We start from the raw sequence: 16,963 nt of genomic DNA, 5'->3' as shown, positions 1-16,963 counted from the left end.
CCCGACTATTATTCCTCAACCAATAAAAGATTGTGAATTAGTGTTTTACACAAATGGGAGGGTTTGTCAATTGCGACACAAGAACCTCATTGATAAAAGATTACGAAATGAAAGTTCCGCATGGATTTTGTACAAAAAGAATGGCAGGAAAAAAGCGTGGTTCTTTGGTCTCTATTTGTATTGCCCTAAGAAAAACTTTAAAAAACGAAATATAAAACTACAGAAAGCATAATGGGAATTTGTAAGAGTTTAGTTTTTTTAATTGAATTTGTTGCCAAACCTTTTACCAACAAAGAAGGATTCAGAAAACAAAGAAGACAGTGGTATAAATATTAAGAAGACAATTATGGAGTGACTTCAATGGATAATTTATCATTATATAGAATTTAAAAATAAGATAGTTTACAAAATTCATACATATGATTTAGAATATAAGCAATATTCATACTAAAAAAGTTAACTCAAAAATTGTAATTTTATCTTATTATAAAACGAAAAAGCTAATCCGATATTCATTTTGTACCCGGCAAAGAAACAGCCTATAGAACGAGACGAGAAACAAAATGCATGGTTTACCAAATGGTAAACCATGCGTATCCTGGTATTCACCAAGGTTAAGGCGGTTGTGGATTGTTTTAAAAAAAGGAGTTTAGAAAAAACAATTTTCTCTTTTTTATAAAACATATTTTCAGAACTATACTTTTCTGATATCCTGATTCTGTTTCTCACCTTTATTCCTGCCTAATTCCTTTCCTAATCTAATAAGAATATCTACAGGTTTGTAAATGCTAGGTATCATTGCATACACATATTCTTAAAAAAAGCTAAAATTCTTTGGTATCCCTCTAATAACAATACTTACGAATTTACCCCCCACTAAATTAACTATCCCAAAACTGTAGTAAAAAAGGTACGAAAATAGTTTTTACCTAAAACAAGACTTTACTGCCTACAAAGTACAGAAGAAATGAGTTTTACTTGCAAAATCTAATGTTCAAGAAGTTTTTACCAAAAAGTATTTTAAGAGCTTTTTATTAATTATAAGTGGTATACTTTTCGGTTGAAATAAACGAACTATTTTTTATAGAGAGTAGTCACAGCTCACTCCTATAGGGAATAGTTCTAACTTACTCCTATAGGAAATACTTGAAGTCATTGCTATAGTAAAATGTATAAGAAATAGATGCAGCTCCTCTTTATAGGAAAAAGTTATATTTCATTCTCTGGAAAGAACAAATGTATGTTACCAAACAAAAAGTTAAATATGAAAAGATCATTTACCATTAAAAACATGTTGGTGAGATATGATAAAGTGATCTATAAAATATCTCCCCAAAGAGGTACGCATTACCGTAAGATCAAAAAAAATATTGTTACGAATTTGTAGAATCTGAATCGAGTTGCTTGTTTTTTAGCAAATCCACATCCCGATCCGATGTGTATTCTTCACTGGATCGGGCTGTGTGTTTTTTGGAAAATACGCATCTCAAAATCTCTGTTACCCATATGTATGTCTTTGTAAACAACAACTTGATTTTCTATTCTAATTAACAAACTAGGAGTGTCCCCTGTAGAAAAGGATTTACAAAATACCTACCGTGGTTTACCCTATGATTTTCCAATGGTAAACCATTTGGTATACCTTATGGTTTACCATGTAGTTTTCTAAAGGTGTACCTCCCTTTTTAGTTGATCTTACGGCGTATTGAGGTTCTAAATGTACTACTACATCAGGGTCAAATTGTCGTAAAATATAGCTCAATATTTTCAACCCATAATGAGTTTTACGGGTACAATCTTTTCTTGTCATCATAACACACTATTTTGGAGTGGATCTTTTTATATACGCATCGGCTTTTTGCTCCAACGTATGGGGTTTCCCTTGATGTATCCACTCGATGATCTCTTTTTTAGAAAAAGTAAGGGGTTTCCCTCTGGAGAGTACCGGGATTTCAAACCTACTGATCTTGGAATATAGGGTAGGCCTGGTATAGCCTGTTATTTCACATACTTCCTCTAAAAAGATAAGGTCTTTATCCTCTTTTGAGGTAGAAGTGGTTTTGTTATTTTCTATAAATCGTTTCTCTTGTTCATTAAAAAGTTCTCTTTGTAATTCTTTATATTCTTCAATGGTTAAAGAAAATAATGGTTTTGATAAATTGCTCATATACTATTGTTTTTGAAATTAGAAATGAGCATTACGTAATGCTGTATTTTATTGATATATCTGGGGCTAAATAACAAAAGATATCAAGGCATTTTTTGTAAAAATCGTAGAGGATAGAGTTTACAAAATGTTTACCACCAGTATTTTTTGGAGATGCCTTGTGCATAGAGGGATTATATTTTGATGTTTTATGTCAAAGAAAATCGTAGAGGGTAGAGAATAGCGCGTGTTTTTAGTATATAGACAAAAGGTACGTTGTAAAAAGACAATTGAGAGTAGTGGAAGTCATTGTAGAACTCATCACTATTTTCTCATTCGTTAGGGTACTATATAAGATCTACTATTTTGTACAATAGATTTATTTTTTCGGGGTACCTCATTAGCGTATTGAAGATGGGGTAATATTAAAGTAATTCAAGCTCTTTTCCGTTTTTATCTAAAAAGCATTTTACCGTCGTTGTCCAATTTTCATTACCCATCGGTTCTATTTTTTTAGATTTTATCATATAATGTACAAAAAGTTTCAGATATATTTTACCCCCTGACCAAACGAATCTTTTTGTCTTTCTATTCTCTTGTCATTTTTTCTCTTTAACAGGTAAAAATAGTATCCCTTTTCGTATCCCATAGTTCCCCATCGTTAAGATTTATGATCTTTTTCTATTTCATAAGACTTCCAATCATACCCTAAAACTATGTTCAGTAAGTTTAATACAACTAACTTATCAGGATTAAAACTATCAGGATCTTTTCTGTAGATATAACGATACCTGCGTAACCAGGATTTTTGTCTTGAGGATAACTTTTTGTTTAAGATTAGTTGATGGCGAATCCCAGCCAGGGCTTCTTCAAAACTGAGTTTTTTTGGATATGAAATTTTACTTATTTTCCAGTCTTCTTGCAGTAATAATGACAAGTTGTCTAACTCCCTGATTTTATAAAGACGGTATTGCTTTGGGGCGCGATGATAGAATTTACGTTGCTTCGATAAAAAACCCCTTTGTTGGTTTGATATTTTTCCGCCGGTAGTAAGTGCTTTTTTTATATCAATGATGTATTGGTCAAATGTTTTACGAGGTGCATCGTGTCTTTGTTTTACTTTCCAGTCGTATCCCAACAAAGCGATAAGTTGATCTAGTTTTGCGATATCCTCCTTTGAAATTATACTTTTTTTATAAGCATTTCGCTTTTCTATCAACCATTGTTTTTCTTTTTGATGTAATGGTATTTTTAACGTTAATTTATTTATAATCTCCTCAATAATCTGATCAAAGGTTCTTCTTGACGTTCTATTCTTCAATACAAATTTTTTCCAATCCCGTCCAAGTATAGGGGTCAAAGCATTCAATCTTTTTACTTTTTCTTTATTAAACCCTTCTTTATTTTGATGGTATTTTTTGCGTTGTATTTGAAGCCATTCTTTTTGTCTTTGCGTAAGTGTTTCATATGAGGTGTTTTGTTGCTTGATCTCTTTGATGTGGTCAAGAAACTTTTTTCGTTTTAATTTTGAGTTTTTGGATGGTGCATTCCACGGTTTTTTCAGTAAAGGGTTAAGTTCATTGAGTAAAGTTAATTGTTCGGTGGTAATGTCTGAAGGATTTTTTAGATACATCTTCTTGCGCGCAGCAATCCACATTTTGCCTGCTAGTTGCAGTTCATTACCAGACTCTAGCTCTTTTTTTATATGAGCAATACGTTCAGGGAATGATAAAAAGATACATGGTTTCTGAAAAATTTTCCAATCATACCCTAATAGAGGGTTCAATGCATCTAGCTTTTTTTTGTTTGTTTGAGAATAGGTTTCAGGGTGAGCATTATACAATTGCCGTTGTTTATTAAGCCATTGCCTGGCATCATTAGGTAGTTTTCGCTTGCTTTTTAATGCAGAGGATAATTTATTAATCATCCTCACACTTTTCTCTTCTCGTTTGCGATAACGTTGTTTCCACGAATATCCTAAAAGAGGGGTAAGACTATCCAACAAGGCAATACGTTCACTACTATAATTATCTGGTTTTTTTTTATATTGTATTTGCTGTCGATTCAACCAGGCTAGGAGTTGATTTGGCAAAGGTTTTCCTTGTTTTAATAATTCTCGAATTTCAGTTACATTTCTTTCTTGAATTTTTTTATTCTTTATATCGTTATTGTTTTCCAGCCAGTTATAGCCCATAGGGATAAAACTATTTAACAAAGCAACATGATCGTGACTAAAACTTTCTGGTTTTTCTTTATATTGCTTTCGATGCATTTTCAACCATGCTAAGAGTTTAGGAGTCAAAGGTTTTCTTTGTTTTAATAATTCTCGAATTTCGTTGATGTTCTTTTCTCGAAGATTATTAAAATAATTTCTGCCTTCTCTCCAATCATAACCTAATAGGGGAATCAATGAATCCAGCATAATCATTCTTTCTTTATCGAAACCTTTGGGGTTATTTTTATATATGCTCTTCTGATCTTGTAACCATTTTTTATCAGAGCTATCAACAGGATGATTGTTTTTTATCGATTCCTTAATGTTCGCTATTCTTTTTTTAGCTACGTTAAGTTTATAATCTTGATTACCCATATATTTTAGTTGCTTTTTGAAATTAGAGGAACTGATATCTGATATTGAGAAAAAATCACACTGTAGTTACTCGAATGTTTACTTTTTGAGACCGTTAGTAATTAAAAATCTTCCATTCTCCTTATTCCAAATCAACTTCATAAATTTGTACTTGTATATAGGAGATTTGTTTTTGACCAGAACCAAGATGCAAGATCTATATAATTTTGCTACAAATCCAAAGAATATCTTTTTCTTCTTGATGAGAGGAACAAGCTTCATTTGGCGATAAATTGACGAAGCTGGTTATCTTTTTACCCCAATTTTAATCCAAATAGAAAAAAGATTTCGAGTTCTTTTCATAATTTGATCCAGAGCAAACACATTTAAAAGTACTAAAAAAACTCCCTATTCCACATTACATATTAGAAATGTCAATTACATACTTTACTTTGGAAATGATTCCCTTTTTGATAAATGAAATTGTAATATCTATTTAATGATATGGAAGAATCAAATAACTAATCCGATATGCGACTATAGGAAATACTTGAAGTCATTGCTATAGTAAAATGTATAAGGAATAGATGCAGCTCCTTCCTAAGAGAATAGTTCCAGCTCACTCCTATAGGGAATAGTTGCAGCTCCTTCCTAAGAGAATAGTTGCAGCTCACTCTTATAGGAAATAGTTGCAGCAGCTCCTTATAGGGAATAGTTACAGCTCCTCCTTATAGGAAATAGTTCCAGCAAATAGTTGTATTTCATTTTCTGGAAAGAACAAATGTATGTTACCAAACAAAAGGTTAAATATGAAAAGATCATTTACTATTAAAAACATGTTGGTGAGATATGATAAAGTGATCTATAAAATATCTCCCCAAAAAGGTACGCATTACCGTAAGATCAAAAAAAATATTGTTACGAATTTGTAGAATCTGAATCGAGTTGCTTGTTTTTTAGCGAATCCACATCCCGATTCGATGTGTATTCTTCACTGGATCGGGCTGTGTGTTTTTTGGAAAATACGCATCTCAAAATCTCTGTTACCCATATGTATGTCTTTGTAAACAACAACTTGATTTTCTATTCTAATTAACAAACTAGGAGTGTCCCCTGTAGAAAAGGATTTACAAAATACGTACCGTGGTTTACCCTTTGATTTTCTAATGGTGTACCATTTGGTTTACCATGTAGTTTTCTAAAGGTGTACCTTCCTTTTTAGTTGGTCTTACGGCGTATTGAGGTTCTAAATGTACTACTACATCAGGGTCAAATTGTCGTAAAGTATAGCTCAATATTTTCAACCCATAATGAAGTATTACGGGTACAATCTTTTCTTGTCATCATAAAACATTATTTTGGGATAGATCTTTTTATATACGCATCGGCTTCTTGCTCCAACGTATGGGGTTTCCCTTGATGTATCCACTCGATAATCTCTTTTTTAGAAAAAGTAAGAGGTTTCCCTCTGGAGAGTACCGGGATTTCAAACCTACTGATCTTGGAATATAGGGTAGGCTTGGTATAGCCTGTTATTTCACATACTTCCTCTAAAAAGATAAGGTCTTTATCCTCTTTTGGGATGGATGTACTCGTGTTATTTTGTGCTAATCGTTCTGCTTGTTCATTAAAAAGTTCTCTTTGTAATTCTTTGTATTCTTCAATGGTTAAAGAAAATAATGGTTTTGATAAATTGCTCATATACTATTGTTTTTGAAATTAGAGTATGTTTAAAAAGAATACAAATTGAAAATCAATAGTTTGAGGTTCTGAGCACACTTCAAATGATGAGAATATTGAGATATTTTAATTATTTGAAGTAAGCTCACGGTTCTTAAAATATTTGTTTTCAGGAAGTAAGGTTTTTAAACAAGCTCTTAGAAATGAGCTTTACGTAAAGCTGTTGTTTATTGATATATCTCGGGCTAAATAACAAAAGATATCAAGGTATTTTTTGTAAAAATCTTAGAGGGTAGAGTTTACAAAATGTGTATCACCAATATTTTTTGGAGATGCCTTGTGCATAGAGGAGTTATATTTTGATGTTTTATGTCAAAAAATATCGTAGAGCGTAGAGAATGGAGTACAATAGAGCGGATGTAAGCAGTAAAAAGCTTGTAATTACTGCTTTCACAGGGAATCTACAATGCTGTAGAGAAGCTCTATTTTCTTTGGGACGCCCCCATTGGCGTGTTTCAGCTTTGATACTTCAAATTCTTCTCCTTTTTTGTTAAGGAAACACTTTATTGTGGTAGTCCAGTTTTCGTTGCCCATCGGTTCGATCTTTCCGGTTTGTAGCATATAGCGAACAAACAGTTTTAGATAGATGTTTCCTTCTAACCAAATACATCTTTTGGATTTGGTAACCCCTTTCCCTGAGAACAATTTTTTGAAATTATCATAATCTTTATCCTCATTTGCATCTATAAATCGATGTTTGATGAGTTCTAAAAATCCATGATATACACCGTTGCCATACCCCTGCAAGTAATCAGGATTGCTTTTAAGAATGCTTAGGTGGTATGCATTATAATGCTCCCTTGTTCTGATTCTTTTCTTGTTTTTGTTGACTGGCATGGTCTCGGTATGATCTTCTTCAATCTCTAATGTTGGATTATTCGCATAGCTTTCCAAATACTCCTTAACGGTATCTGCTACTCTAGAGGAAAAGAAGATGCCTTGATACTGCCTGAGTATTCTTTTTTGTAGAAAATCTATATAGTCAATGATATAGCGATCAAAAGAATGTGTTAGATGATACTCCAAAAAGTCATTAATATACTGTACTGCCAACTCGTATTGCCTGATTTTTAGAGCGAACCAATACCCAAAATCAATATCATCTTTTGGAATCATCTTTTCTATAAAACAACTGTATCCATCATCGTTGGCAAAAAAATATTCTAATCTTATATAGTCTGAAAAATCAGTCGCTCCTAAGAATCGGTTTAATTTGCTTTCATAATACCTTTTTTGATCAGCATCTCCAGTCACAAAATTTTGGTAGGTTATAAATGGTTTTGTTTCTAAATAGGCAATAGTTTTGATCTTATCGTAGAGTTTACTTATGATCTTACTTCGTGAAAAACCATTGAATTCTTCTGGGGAATCAAAATAACATTGATACTCAAAACTCCAGATATCTGAGGTGTTAATATCCAAATAGGAATGACAGGGTTGTAACATAATACTTAAGTTATACGATTAGCAAACATCTTTTGGCGTATCATATCCTCTATTCTAAGCTCCCTGAAAAAAAACAGCAAGTCCAATATAAAGTATATCCAGAGGATTTTCTATTACTGTATACTCTACTCCGGAAATACTTTTTTTAAAATTTTAATCGTAGTTATGATGCCTCTGGAAATTGTATTGCACTTATTCTTTTTTAATGTTTTTATAAGTATCAAAAAAGGGTAGAATGTTCTTTAAGAAAATGTTAAATTTTTAAAAATTAGTACACTGAACTAATCACACCTTATAAGTTTCCGGTTTATATCAAGATTATAAGTCTAAATCCGGTATCCTATTAACTGCCTCTACTTTCTTTTTGTCAATAATCTTCGCATAAACCTGAGTTGTTTTCAGTTCTTTATGTCCTAGTAATTTGGAGACAGTATAAATATCAGTACCCATCGTTAGTTGTAGTGTAGCAAAAGTATGTCGGGCACAATGAAAGGTGATAGGCTTAGATATACCTGCTTTTAACATCCATCGTTGTATTTTAATAGAAGTACTACCATCATATTTTAATCCTTTAAAAACAAGAGCTTCTGGTTCTCCGGCTGTTTCTAACAATGCTCTTGCCTGATCGGAAATAGGTAAGGTTTCCACTCCTTTGGTTTTCTTTTGAGTAAAACGTAAGTACCAACCCTGTTCATTAGAATGTTGGAGTTCCTTCCAGGTCATTTTTAAGATATCTGATTTCCGTAATCCTGTTAATGCACTAAATATAAATGCTTTTTTAAGAAGAGGGTAGGAACACTTTGTTTGTAACGCTTTTTTCAATTCTTCTAAGGTCAGGAATTCCCGTTCTGTTTCTTCCTGTTGAATATGTACTATATCTTCACAGGGATTATGAGCTATCAACTTATCCTTATAGGCTGTTTTTAAAGAAGATCTGAATTTACTAAAATACACATGACAGGTATTTATGGATAGGGTTTTGCCCTGAGTTGAGGCTTCCTCAGATTGCAAAAAAACCTTAAAACCTTCTATCCACTCCTTATCGATATCCTTAATCCTGATATGTTTATTTCCTGTATAGGCAATTAGATAGTGTAAGGTACTGTTCCAGATCCCATAAGAAGCTTTCTGATTGATTTTTTTGTTCGTGAGTTCCCTAAAAAAAGCTATAAAATTTCGTTCTGAATGGGTATCTTTATCTTTTATCAAGTGAGAAAAGTCATGGTCTTCGTGCTGAAGTTGTAACAATCGCTTGGATCGGATACTCTCTGCCAGTAGGGATACTTTTTTATTATGCTCTTTTTCTGATTTTGATTTGGGATTCGGATAGAGGTATAGTTTCAGGGTTTCCTTCTTTCGGGTTTGTTTTGCTTTGGGTAAGTAATAGTCCAGAAATAAACTTTGCCTACCGTCTTTTAGTGTCTGCTGTCGTAAGGTTACATTCATAGTGCTTATTTTTTGTGCTTTTTGTTTTCAAGTGTACAATTACAGCACAATAATAAGCAAAAAAGCACAAAAACAAAGTGGTTTACTCATAAAATTAAAAATACAAAAACGCTCATAAACACTATAAATACTGATATTTATAGATTCATTTTGATTTATTTTGAATATTGAATTTTTTACAAGAGAAAATTATGTTTTTTGGGTGAAGAAGGAGATCAGCATTGGATGATAATAGCATTTTTATCTTTAAAATACTCCCCAGAATAAAGTGGTAAAAGGGTTTTTCAATTCATGTGTCCATAGACATGTCTCTTTGATATTCCTTTTTTAATATCCATTTTTTATTCCTGAAATAGGCTGTCACTATGATCAAGATCATCAATAAGGCTATAATATATGCAAAAGTAGGAATAGGCACCGGATCTCCTGCAGCATAGCTATGCAGTCCGGATAAATAATAGTTTACTCCAAAAGAGGTCATAATAATAGACCAAAATGCAATGGTACTGGCTACATTAAGAATATAACGATTTTGTAAACCCGGAATGAATCGCAGATGTAGTACGACAGCATATACAATAATACTTATCAAAGCCCAGGTCTCTTTAGGATCCCAAGCCCAATAACGCCCCCAGGATTCATTGGCCCATACCCCGCCCAAAAATGTTCCTACTGCCAGTACAAACAGACCAATTGTCATAGAAATCTCATTAATGTAGGTAAGTTCTTTAATTCGTATATCAATAGGTTTTTTTGTTTTATCTGTTTTTATGATCATAAGTATAAGCGCCATCAATCCCAAAACTGCAGACAATGCCAGCGGTGCATAACTACTTACGATGGTAGCTACGTGTACCTTTAACCAATATGATTTTAGTACTGGCATTAGGTTTGTAATTTCTGGGTTTAACCAATCTAAATAGCTCACAAATAATAAGGCTCCAGAAAATAAGGTCGCCAATGGCAAGGAAAAATCTGATTTTCTAAACGTTATCAACCCACAAAGTAATAATACCCAAGCGACAAAAATCAACATTTCATACCCATTGCTCCAGGGCGCATGCTGAGCTATATACCATCGCAATAGTATATTTCCTGTAAAGACCAAAAAACTTACTAAAGAAAGGGTTACGACTATATTCCAGATATGTTCAAGAAATCTCTTCTGAATAAAAATTTTACTAATTGCAATCACCAGCAATATGAGTCCCAAGGTAAAAAACACTTGAAACAACCAAAAATTGAGATTCAGTTCATTATACCATAATTCTGCTGCAACTCTTTTATCACTAGGTATAATCTCTTTTCCTAAAACATCCTGGTAGGTTTTTATGTATGAAAGTTTATCTGTTGCAGCCTCCCATTTCTTTGATACCACATCCTGAAAATAGGCTGGAATAACCGTTTGTACAAATGTTGCATCTTCTTCAGGAAAATCCTTAAAATGATGTATATAGCTATACCATGTATTGTTGGTATCATTTCCATTAGGAAAAATCTTTAAATAATTACCACTAAAGACATTGTATAAAATATTAAAACGTTCATCTACCTTGATTATCTCTTTATCCGACTCAGTACGCTCTGCCGGTTTTTTTAGCGTAGCTTTTTCTACTGCTTCAGATAATATATAAGCACCTTTATCATCTAATAAGCTCGTAAAAGGTATCAATCCATTCTCACCTGGTGTCAAAGATTCCAAAATGATCCCTCCTTTCTTTTGATCTATCTTAATCAGTGGGATTTGCTGCCATGCATTTGGATCTACATGCATGGCTAAAAATACCTGATTAGCATTCATTCGTATCTCTGTCCTACTGTTTGAGTATCTGAAATATGTTTTTCTTGATATTTTTCGTAAAAATTCTGAAGCTAACGTATTAATTGGTTTAATTCTGCCATCCAGATCCTGAACCATAATCCTACCAAAGAGTGCTGCGTGGTACGCATCAATATCCTGCTCTGTTATGCTTTTTTTTTCTGCATCAGTATCCACAGTAGTGGCAATAGAAAAATTAGTTCCCAGAAACAAGAGAAATAGTACTGTTATTTGATGTTGTTTTAATTGTTTTAGTTTTTGATTGACAACGCTAAACCTTGAATTCTTTCCGAATAGTGTAAAAAACATGCCTAATCCCATAAATAGATATCCCAAATAGGTAATCCAGGTACCCAAAGTATCGTGATTTACAGAAAGTACAGTACCCAATTCGTCTGTATCATAACTTGCCTGAAAAAATCGATATCCTCTATAATCCAATACATTATTCATAAAAATCCTATATGGTTTTTTTATGTCATTATCAAGTATGGTTACCTCACTTGCATACGCAGAAGGGCTTGTAGAACCGGGATACCGTTCTAATTGAAAATCGTTAAGGTACAAAGAAAAAGGAACTTGTTGTGCTGCTGCTCCATAGGATAATTCTATAACCAATCCGTGTAGCTTCAATTGATGTGTTGTAGGCAAGAAACCTTCTCTATAGAGTAGTGAAGATTCCTCTTTCTGATCTGCAACCTGTACATCTACTATTAATGCATCATCTTTGGTTTTATCATTATCTTTTGGTTTTTTGGACTCACTTACCAGGACTATTGCTGCTTTGGGGTGAAAAGAAATCGGAACAAAAGATGCATCTCCATCACGATATAATGTGCGCAAAGTTAATCGTTGCAAACTATCTTTTTTGATCGTTCCGGCAGTTTGGGTTGCCATCATAAAGAAATCCAGATCTCGAGGAGATTGTATACTAAAATCACCATTCTTCTCAATGATATTAATAACCCCTTCTTCTTTTACATTATACCCTAGTTTATGATGATGCTTGCCAATATGCTCAACTTCACCTTTTTCTAAAAAAATTGTTTCTCTTCCATTGCCAGAGGAAACTACCAATTGCAACAATGGTTTTCCATCGACTACCTCATCTTGTATTTCTGGAACGGCATCTGCAATAAAGGCATTGTGAGAAATTTGTACTGGTATATCATTAAAATCAGTCTTTATTATAAAATCATTCGTGCTAATAGGAGAAAAGTTCAGCTGTTTTCTGATCACTTTTGAAGTATTTCCATCAGAAATATGTACTTGTAGATAATTAGTATCGGATATAATCACATTAGAAGCGCTGCCTTCCCGAATACGCATAATACCACTATGCGAAGTATACCGTGTTACTCCCGCTCCTAATAAAATGATGATAAAAGCAATATGGAATAATAGAATTGCTCCTTTCTGTTTTCTCCATAATTTATACTTATAGATATTGGTAAGAAAAGATATAGCAAGTCCTATCATCACCAGCTCGAACCACCAGGAGTCGTAAATAACTTTCCAAGCTGTAGCAGTACCAAAATCATTTTCAACAAAGGTGGCAGTGGCCATGGCAACTGCAAATACGACTAATAATAATAGAGCCAATACTGGAGAGGCAAAAAAACGATATAATTTGTGCATTCTAGGGTATTTTAAAAAAAGAAAGACTATTCCTCAAGCTCGTGTATAACATAGTACATAGTACCGAAAACTCATCTTATTTTATTCTTCCTTCATAGAAACGGTATTAGCGTCTAATTTTGCTTCTCTGGCTTTTGCTTCTTTTAACCACTTAGGCAACAGTGTTTTTTTGAACTCCTCTTTTTCTACCTCCAATTTTTCTATATCAAGACCTATATAAGCCTGTGCTTTTTCTTTTGATGATATATCCGGCATGGCTACAGGTTCATTATGCCCTAAACCTGCTAATAGGCGTACTAGTTTCACTCTTGCTTCCTGTGCAATCATAAGTCCTCCTCCAATTACTCTGGCTGTCTCTACAGGTGAATGAAAAGAAGCCCCATGGGAAGCTGCAGCATAATCCCATCGCCATTGTGCGTGACGAATATCTGTTAGAATAGCTGCCATTTGTTCTTCTGTAGCACCAAGATCCCAGGCTTTCTTAGCTTCTATATGGGCTTTTACCAATAGATCTTCTAACTTAAGGCGGTTTTCTGTGGACTTTCTTTGTCGTTCAAAAACATTTGCCATTAATTTATTACCTTCTTCTCTATGACATACCTGACAGGCATTTGCCATATTATTTAATGGCGATTGAATATGGTGATCCGTAAATTTTTGCCCTCCTTCACTTTTATAAGGCATATGGCAATCTGCGCAGGACACGCCACGATCTGCATGCACTCCGGTAATATAGGTCTCATAGCCTGGGTGTTGTGCTTTTAGCATGGGAGTTTTACTTATTTTATGTGTCCAGTCTTTAAACTCAAGATCATCATAGTATTTCTCCATATCCTCTACAGCCATTCCATTTTTCCAAGGAAAAACGAGATATGGAATACCTTCTTTTCCCGGTAGATTTTTATTAAAATAATATTCTACATGACATTGTGCGCATACCAGTGAGCGCATTTCCTGATGCGTCGCATTATTAATATCTTTACCCATAGCATCAAAGGCTTCTACCAGTGCAGGTCGGGTAATGCGAAGTTTCATACTTTTGGGATCATGACAATCTGCACAACCAATACTATTTACTACTTCTGCTCCTTTATCAGCCCATTTCCCTTTATAAAATTCTTCGATTCCTATTTCGTTCATTAGACGCGGTACATCGGGACTCTTACACGTCCAACAAGTAGCTGGCATCGGACCATCTCCTGCTCCTTTGGGACCTCCTGTTCTCAGTGTATTATGAATATCTTCTATTGCATATGAATGACCACGACCCTGATTGTAATCTTTAGAAAAACCATATCCCGCAAATAATACTACCAGACGGGGATCTTCTTCTAACATATCGCGCATTGCACTACCTCCCTGAAAACTAGAGAAACTTGTATCCACAGTCTGCAAAAAAGATTGATATTCTTTTTGGTAGTTTTCACCCCAAACGACGTTTCGGGCTTCATTTTCACTAATATCCACTTTGGGTACATATTTATATTTTGCTTCACTTTTTCTATTGATAATACTAGAAGCGAGTAATCCTAGTAAAAACACTACTATAATAGTAACAATGAATAATACTTTATTTTTCATAATTTATGGGAATGGTAGGTATTTATTTTTCTTCAATTTCTTTTTGTAACCAGTCAGGAACTACTGTTTCTACCTGATCTGTTGGCAATGGAGCTATATTATATTTTATAGTAGAAATCCCATGGCTCCGACCGTGAGGTATCTCTCGATGGCAACTCCAGCATTGTCTATCTGTTCTAGCTGATGCATGCCCCTCTATCCAACCATCATATTTAGTTTGAGTTACTTGCTGAACATGACAACGAATACAGTTATTCTGAACTACTTCCTGAGAGGCTTCTCTCATAAAAATCACATCGGGTTCTGCTCGAAGTGTGAATATAGATGCATGGTACAAACCATCTTTTGCTTTGAAATAATACTTATTAACGATATTATCATGAGGTACATGACAATCATTACAGGATGCCCATTCACGATGTGAGCTATGCATCCAACTGTTATATACTGGTGTCATTACGTGGCAATTGACACAGGCCTGAGGATCATCAGACATATATGAAACTACTTCGGACTCCTTGGCCATAAACAATCCCAATCCTAATACTATTGCTATCATAAAAATAGCTATACTACGCCATCGTGATTTTTTGTTCGGTAATATTTTGTCTTGAACTCTCAAAATTTATGTAAATTATTCACTAGGTTTAGATTAAAAGAATTGCATCCCTTCTTGTATTTATATCCTGAGTTAGATGAATCCCAAGCGCGTCAGTTTGAGTAAAATTCTTATAAGCATTTTGGGTCAAAAAACCTATTCTCAATACACGTCCACATCATCAAAGCACTCGAATCAATGGTTGTTAATACACCCCAGGTTTATAGTTCTTTTTAAGCAAAACAGCCATACAAATCATTTTTTCTGATATCAATTAATAAAATAATTATCATACCTTAATTATCAATTTAGGTCTACTTATTTTTTTTACATTAAACCATAAATTTCAGGTTATCAACCTTTATAATTATTTTTTATAAGAATTATGCATCATAAATTTATATTCTCATATCATGCTATAAATATTCATCAACCTCATATAACTGTTAGAGTTATACTCAGCAAATAAAGCTTCAAAAAACAGTTAATTATCAGGTTCCTAATCTTTGTGATTTTGTCAATAATTAAGGTATGCAATCATTGCAGTTTTTAGAATTGTTCCAGCAAAAAATTTATCAAGTCTGTAGTAGTGACAATTCCTATCAGAGCTTTGTTATCAACAACAGGCAATGCATGAAATTCTTTTGTGGACAATATTTCTGCAACCTCTTTAATAGTTGTATTGGGATCTACGGTAACAAGGGATTTGGCCATTACCTGTTCTATTGTAAACATATTATATACTACAGTGTCTATTTCCTGCTCATCGTCTCCTATAGCATCTGCAAAACTTATTCTGAGTAAATCCGAATAGCTTAGCATTCCGATAATTTGAGCCCCATTAACTACAGGAATGTGACGGATATTATGATTTTTAAACAGCTGTTCTGCTTTTTCTAGTGTGTCTGTATTGTTTAAAGTGATGACATCTGACGTCATTATACTTGATACGGGTGTTCTTTTTTTCATGATATCTAGGTTGTTTAAAATTTAACTAAAACATATTCAATTTCAATGTGTTGCCAAAAGCTTTGCCTTACCCTTTTGTAATTGATGTTCTAGTTCTGATATGGTATGCTTAACAGATACCTCAAAATTATACTCTTTAGAAGAAGCAAAAAGTCTTGGACCTGGCAAGCTAAGTTCTATCTCACAAACACACTCTTTATCTCTGTTCTCAGTCTCTTTTTTTATGTAGACCTGAGCTTTTATAAGTTGAGGGTATTTTCTAAATAAAACATCTAGTTTATTGGTAATATAATCCGTGAGTGATTCACTTACTGCAATCTTTACAAATTGTATCTGAATAGGGTTTTTCATAATTTCTACTTTTAATCAGAGCTAAAGGTAGATTTTTAAGAAAACAGAAAAGATGATAAAAGTCAGTTGTTAAAATAATATAGTTACAGCTTTTACCAGCAAACTCATATAACAAACTGATTTTTAAACCCTAAACCTTACATATATAAAAAAACTGGATTAAATTTTTTATATAATTCTCCATCAGGAGTTGGGCTTATCCTGAACTTTTGCTTTTACCCGAAACTTATAATAAAATTTGACCAAATCAGATACTTTTTTAAAAGTCATAGCGATATTACGGATTAGAAAAACAACAAGATACAGGCTCATTTCATCCGTGTTTCGAGCAATAGAAAAAGTAGTAAGAATACATTTTACAGCCTTGGTTATCAAAACCTAAAGAAAGGTGCTATTGCTCTTTTAGGGAAAACACAAAAGAATGAAAATTCCCCTAATTATTTACACAAAAACAAATACTGATGACTTATTTTTATCAATCTCACAATTATAAATTTTTATGACTACAATCTTGAAATGAACAACTGGTAATAATGGGGACCTCTATTAATTGGTTTTTAAAAATATTCTATATCTATTCTGCTATATTTTTACTTTCAAAAATGATCGTTATTTTTTCATTTCAACTCGATTTTGTGTAAGTTATTGTTTTATAGCTAC

The 16,963-nt window shown here is 33.4% G+C and carries 10 protein-coding genes; all 10 read right to left on the bottom strand.

Translation table 11 applies throughout. The features are described 5' to 3' along the window. Positions 1-1,819: 1,819 nt before the first annotated feature. Entirely contained in the window at positions 1,820-2,167 is a 348-nt protein-coding gene (locus F0000_RS21495; protein ID WP_149626785.1) for an AlpA family transcriptional regulator, read from the bottom strand. 640 nt (positions 2,168-2,807) lie between these two features. Further along, positions 2,808-4,736: a hypothetical protein gene (locus F0000_RS21490; protein ID WP_149626784.1), complete on the bottom strand. Its 1,929-nt coding sequence runs from the start codon at positions 4,734-4,736 to the stop codon at positions 2,808-2,810. A gap of 1,332 nt (positions 4,737-6,068) precedes the next feature. Next, a complete protein-coding gene (locus tag F0000_RS21485) occupies positions 6,069-6,416 on the bottom strand; it encodes a helix-turn-helix domain-containing protein (protein WP_149626783.1) in 348 nt (115 codons plus the stop codon). A 429-nt stretch (positions 6,417-6,845) separates the two neighbouring features. Next, positions 6,846-7,901 (bottom strand): hypothetical protein, encoded by a 1,056-nt coding sequence (locus tag F0000_RS21480; protein ID WP_149626782.1) that lies wholly within the window; start codon positions 7,899-7,901, stop codon positions 6,846-6,848. 318 nt (positions 7,902-8,219) lie between these two features. Then, a complete protein-coding gene (locus tag F0000_RS21475) occupies positions 8,220-9,347 on the bottom strand; it encodes a site-specific integrase (protein WP_149626781.1) in 1,128 nt (375 codons plus the stop codon). A gap of 289 nt (positions 9,348-9,636) precedes the next feature. Next, positions 9,637-12,804, bottom strand: coding sequence for a cytochrome c biogenesis protein (ccsA, locus tag F0000_RS21470; RefSeq protein ID WP_149626780.1), 3,168 nt, complete (start codon positions 12,802-12,804; stop codon positions 9,637-9,639). A gap of 81 nt (positions 12,805-12,885) precedes the next feature. Then, a complete protein-coding gene (gene nrfA / locus F0000_RS21465) occupies positions 12,886-14,385 on the bottom strand; it encodes an ammonia-forming cytochrome c nitrite reductase (protein ID WP_149626779.1) in 1,500 nt (499 codons plus the stop codon). Positions 14,386-14,407: 22 nt separating this feature from the next. Next, positions 14,408-15,007 carry a cytochrome c nitrite reductase small subunit gene (gene nrfH / locus F0000_RS21460; protein ID WP_255452839.1) on the bottom strand — a complete coding sequence of 200 codons (600 nt, stop codon included), beginning with the start codon at positions 15,005-15,007 and terminating at the stop codon, positions 14,408-14,410. A 525-nt stretch (positions 15,008-15,532) separates the two neighbouring features. Continuing rightward, entirely contained in the window at positions 15,533-15,952 is a 420-nt protein-coding gene (locus tag F0000_RS21455) for a CBS domain-containing protein (protein WP_149626777.1), read from the bottom strand. Positions 15,953-15,994: 42 nt separating this feature from the next. Beyond that, positions 15,995-16,303, bottom strand: a complete 309-nt coding sequence (gene raiA / locus F0000_RS21450) for a ribosome-associated translation inhibitor RaiA (RefSeq protein WP_149626776.1) — start codon at positions 16,301-16,303, stop codon at positions 15,995-15,997. Between the last annotated feature and the right edge of the window lie 660 nt (positions 16,304-16,963).

The organism is Aquimarina sp. RZ0, from assembly GCF_008370685.1.
GTDB lineage: Bacteria > Bacteroidota > Bacteroidia > Flavobacteriales > Flavobacteriaceae > Aquimarina.
Note: the sequence above shows the minus strand (reverse complement) of the source record. Positions and strands in the feature narration are given on the sequence as shown.

Coding starts and splice junctions, on each gene's coding strand:
- F0000_RS21495 (WP_149626785.1), bottom strand. CDS start 2,167: ATGAGCAATTTATCAAAACCATTATTTTCTTTAACCATTGAAGAATAT.
- F0000_RS21490 (WP_149626784.1), bottom strand. CDS start 4,736: ATGGGTAATCAAGATTATAAACTTAACGTAGCTAAAAAAAGAATAGCG.
- F0000_RS21485 (WP_149626783.1), bottom strand. CDS start 6,416: ATGAGCAATTTATCAAAACCATTATTTTCTTTAACCATTGAAGAATAC.
- F0000_RS21480 (WP_149626782.1), bottom strand. CDS start 7,901: ATGTTACAACCCTGTCATTCCTATTTGGATATTAACACCTCAGATATC.
- F0000_RS21475 (WP_149626781.1), bottom strand. CDS start 9,347: ATGAATGTAACCTTACGACAGCAGACACTAAAAGACGGTAGGCAAAGT.
- ccsA (WP_149626780.1), bottom strand. CDS start 12,804: ATGCACAAATTATATCGTTTTTTTGCCTCTCCAGTATTGGCTCTATTA.
- nrfA (WP_149626779.1), bottom strand. CDS start 14,385: ATGAAAAATAAAGTATTATTCATTGTTACTATTATAGTAGTGTTTTTA.
- F0000_RS21455 (WP_149626777.1), bottom strand. CDS start 15,952: ATGAAAAAAAGAACACCCGTATCAAGTATAATGACGTCAGATGTCATC.
- raiA (WP_149626776.1), bottom strand. CDS start 16,303: ATGAAAAACCCTATTCAGATACAATTTGTAAAGATTGCAGTAAGTGAA.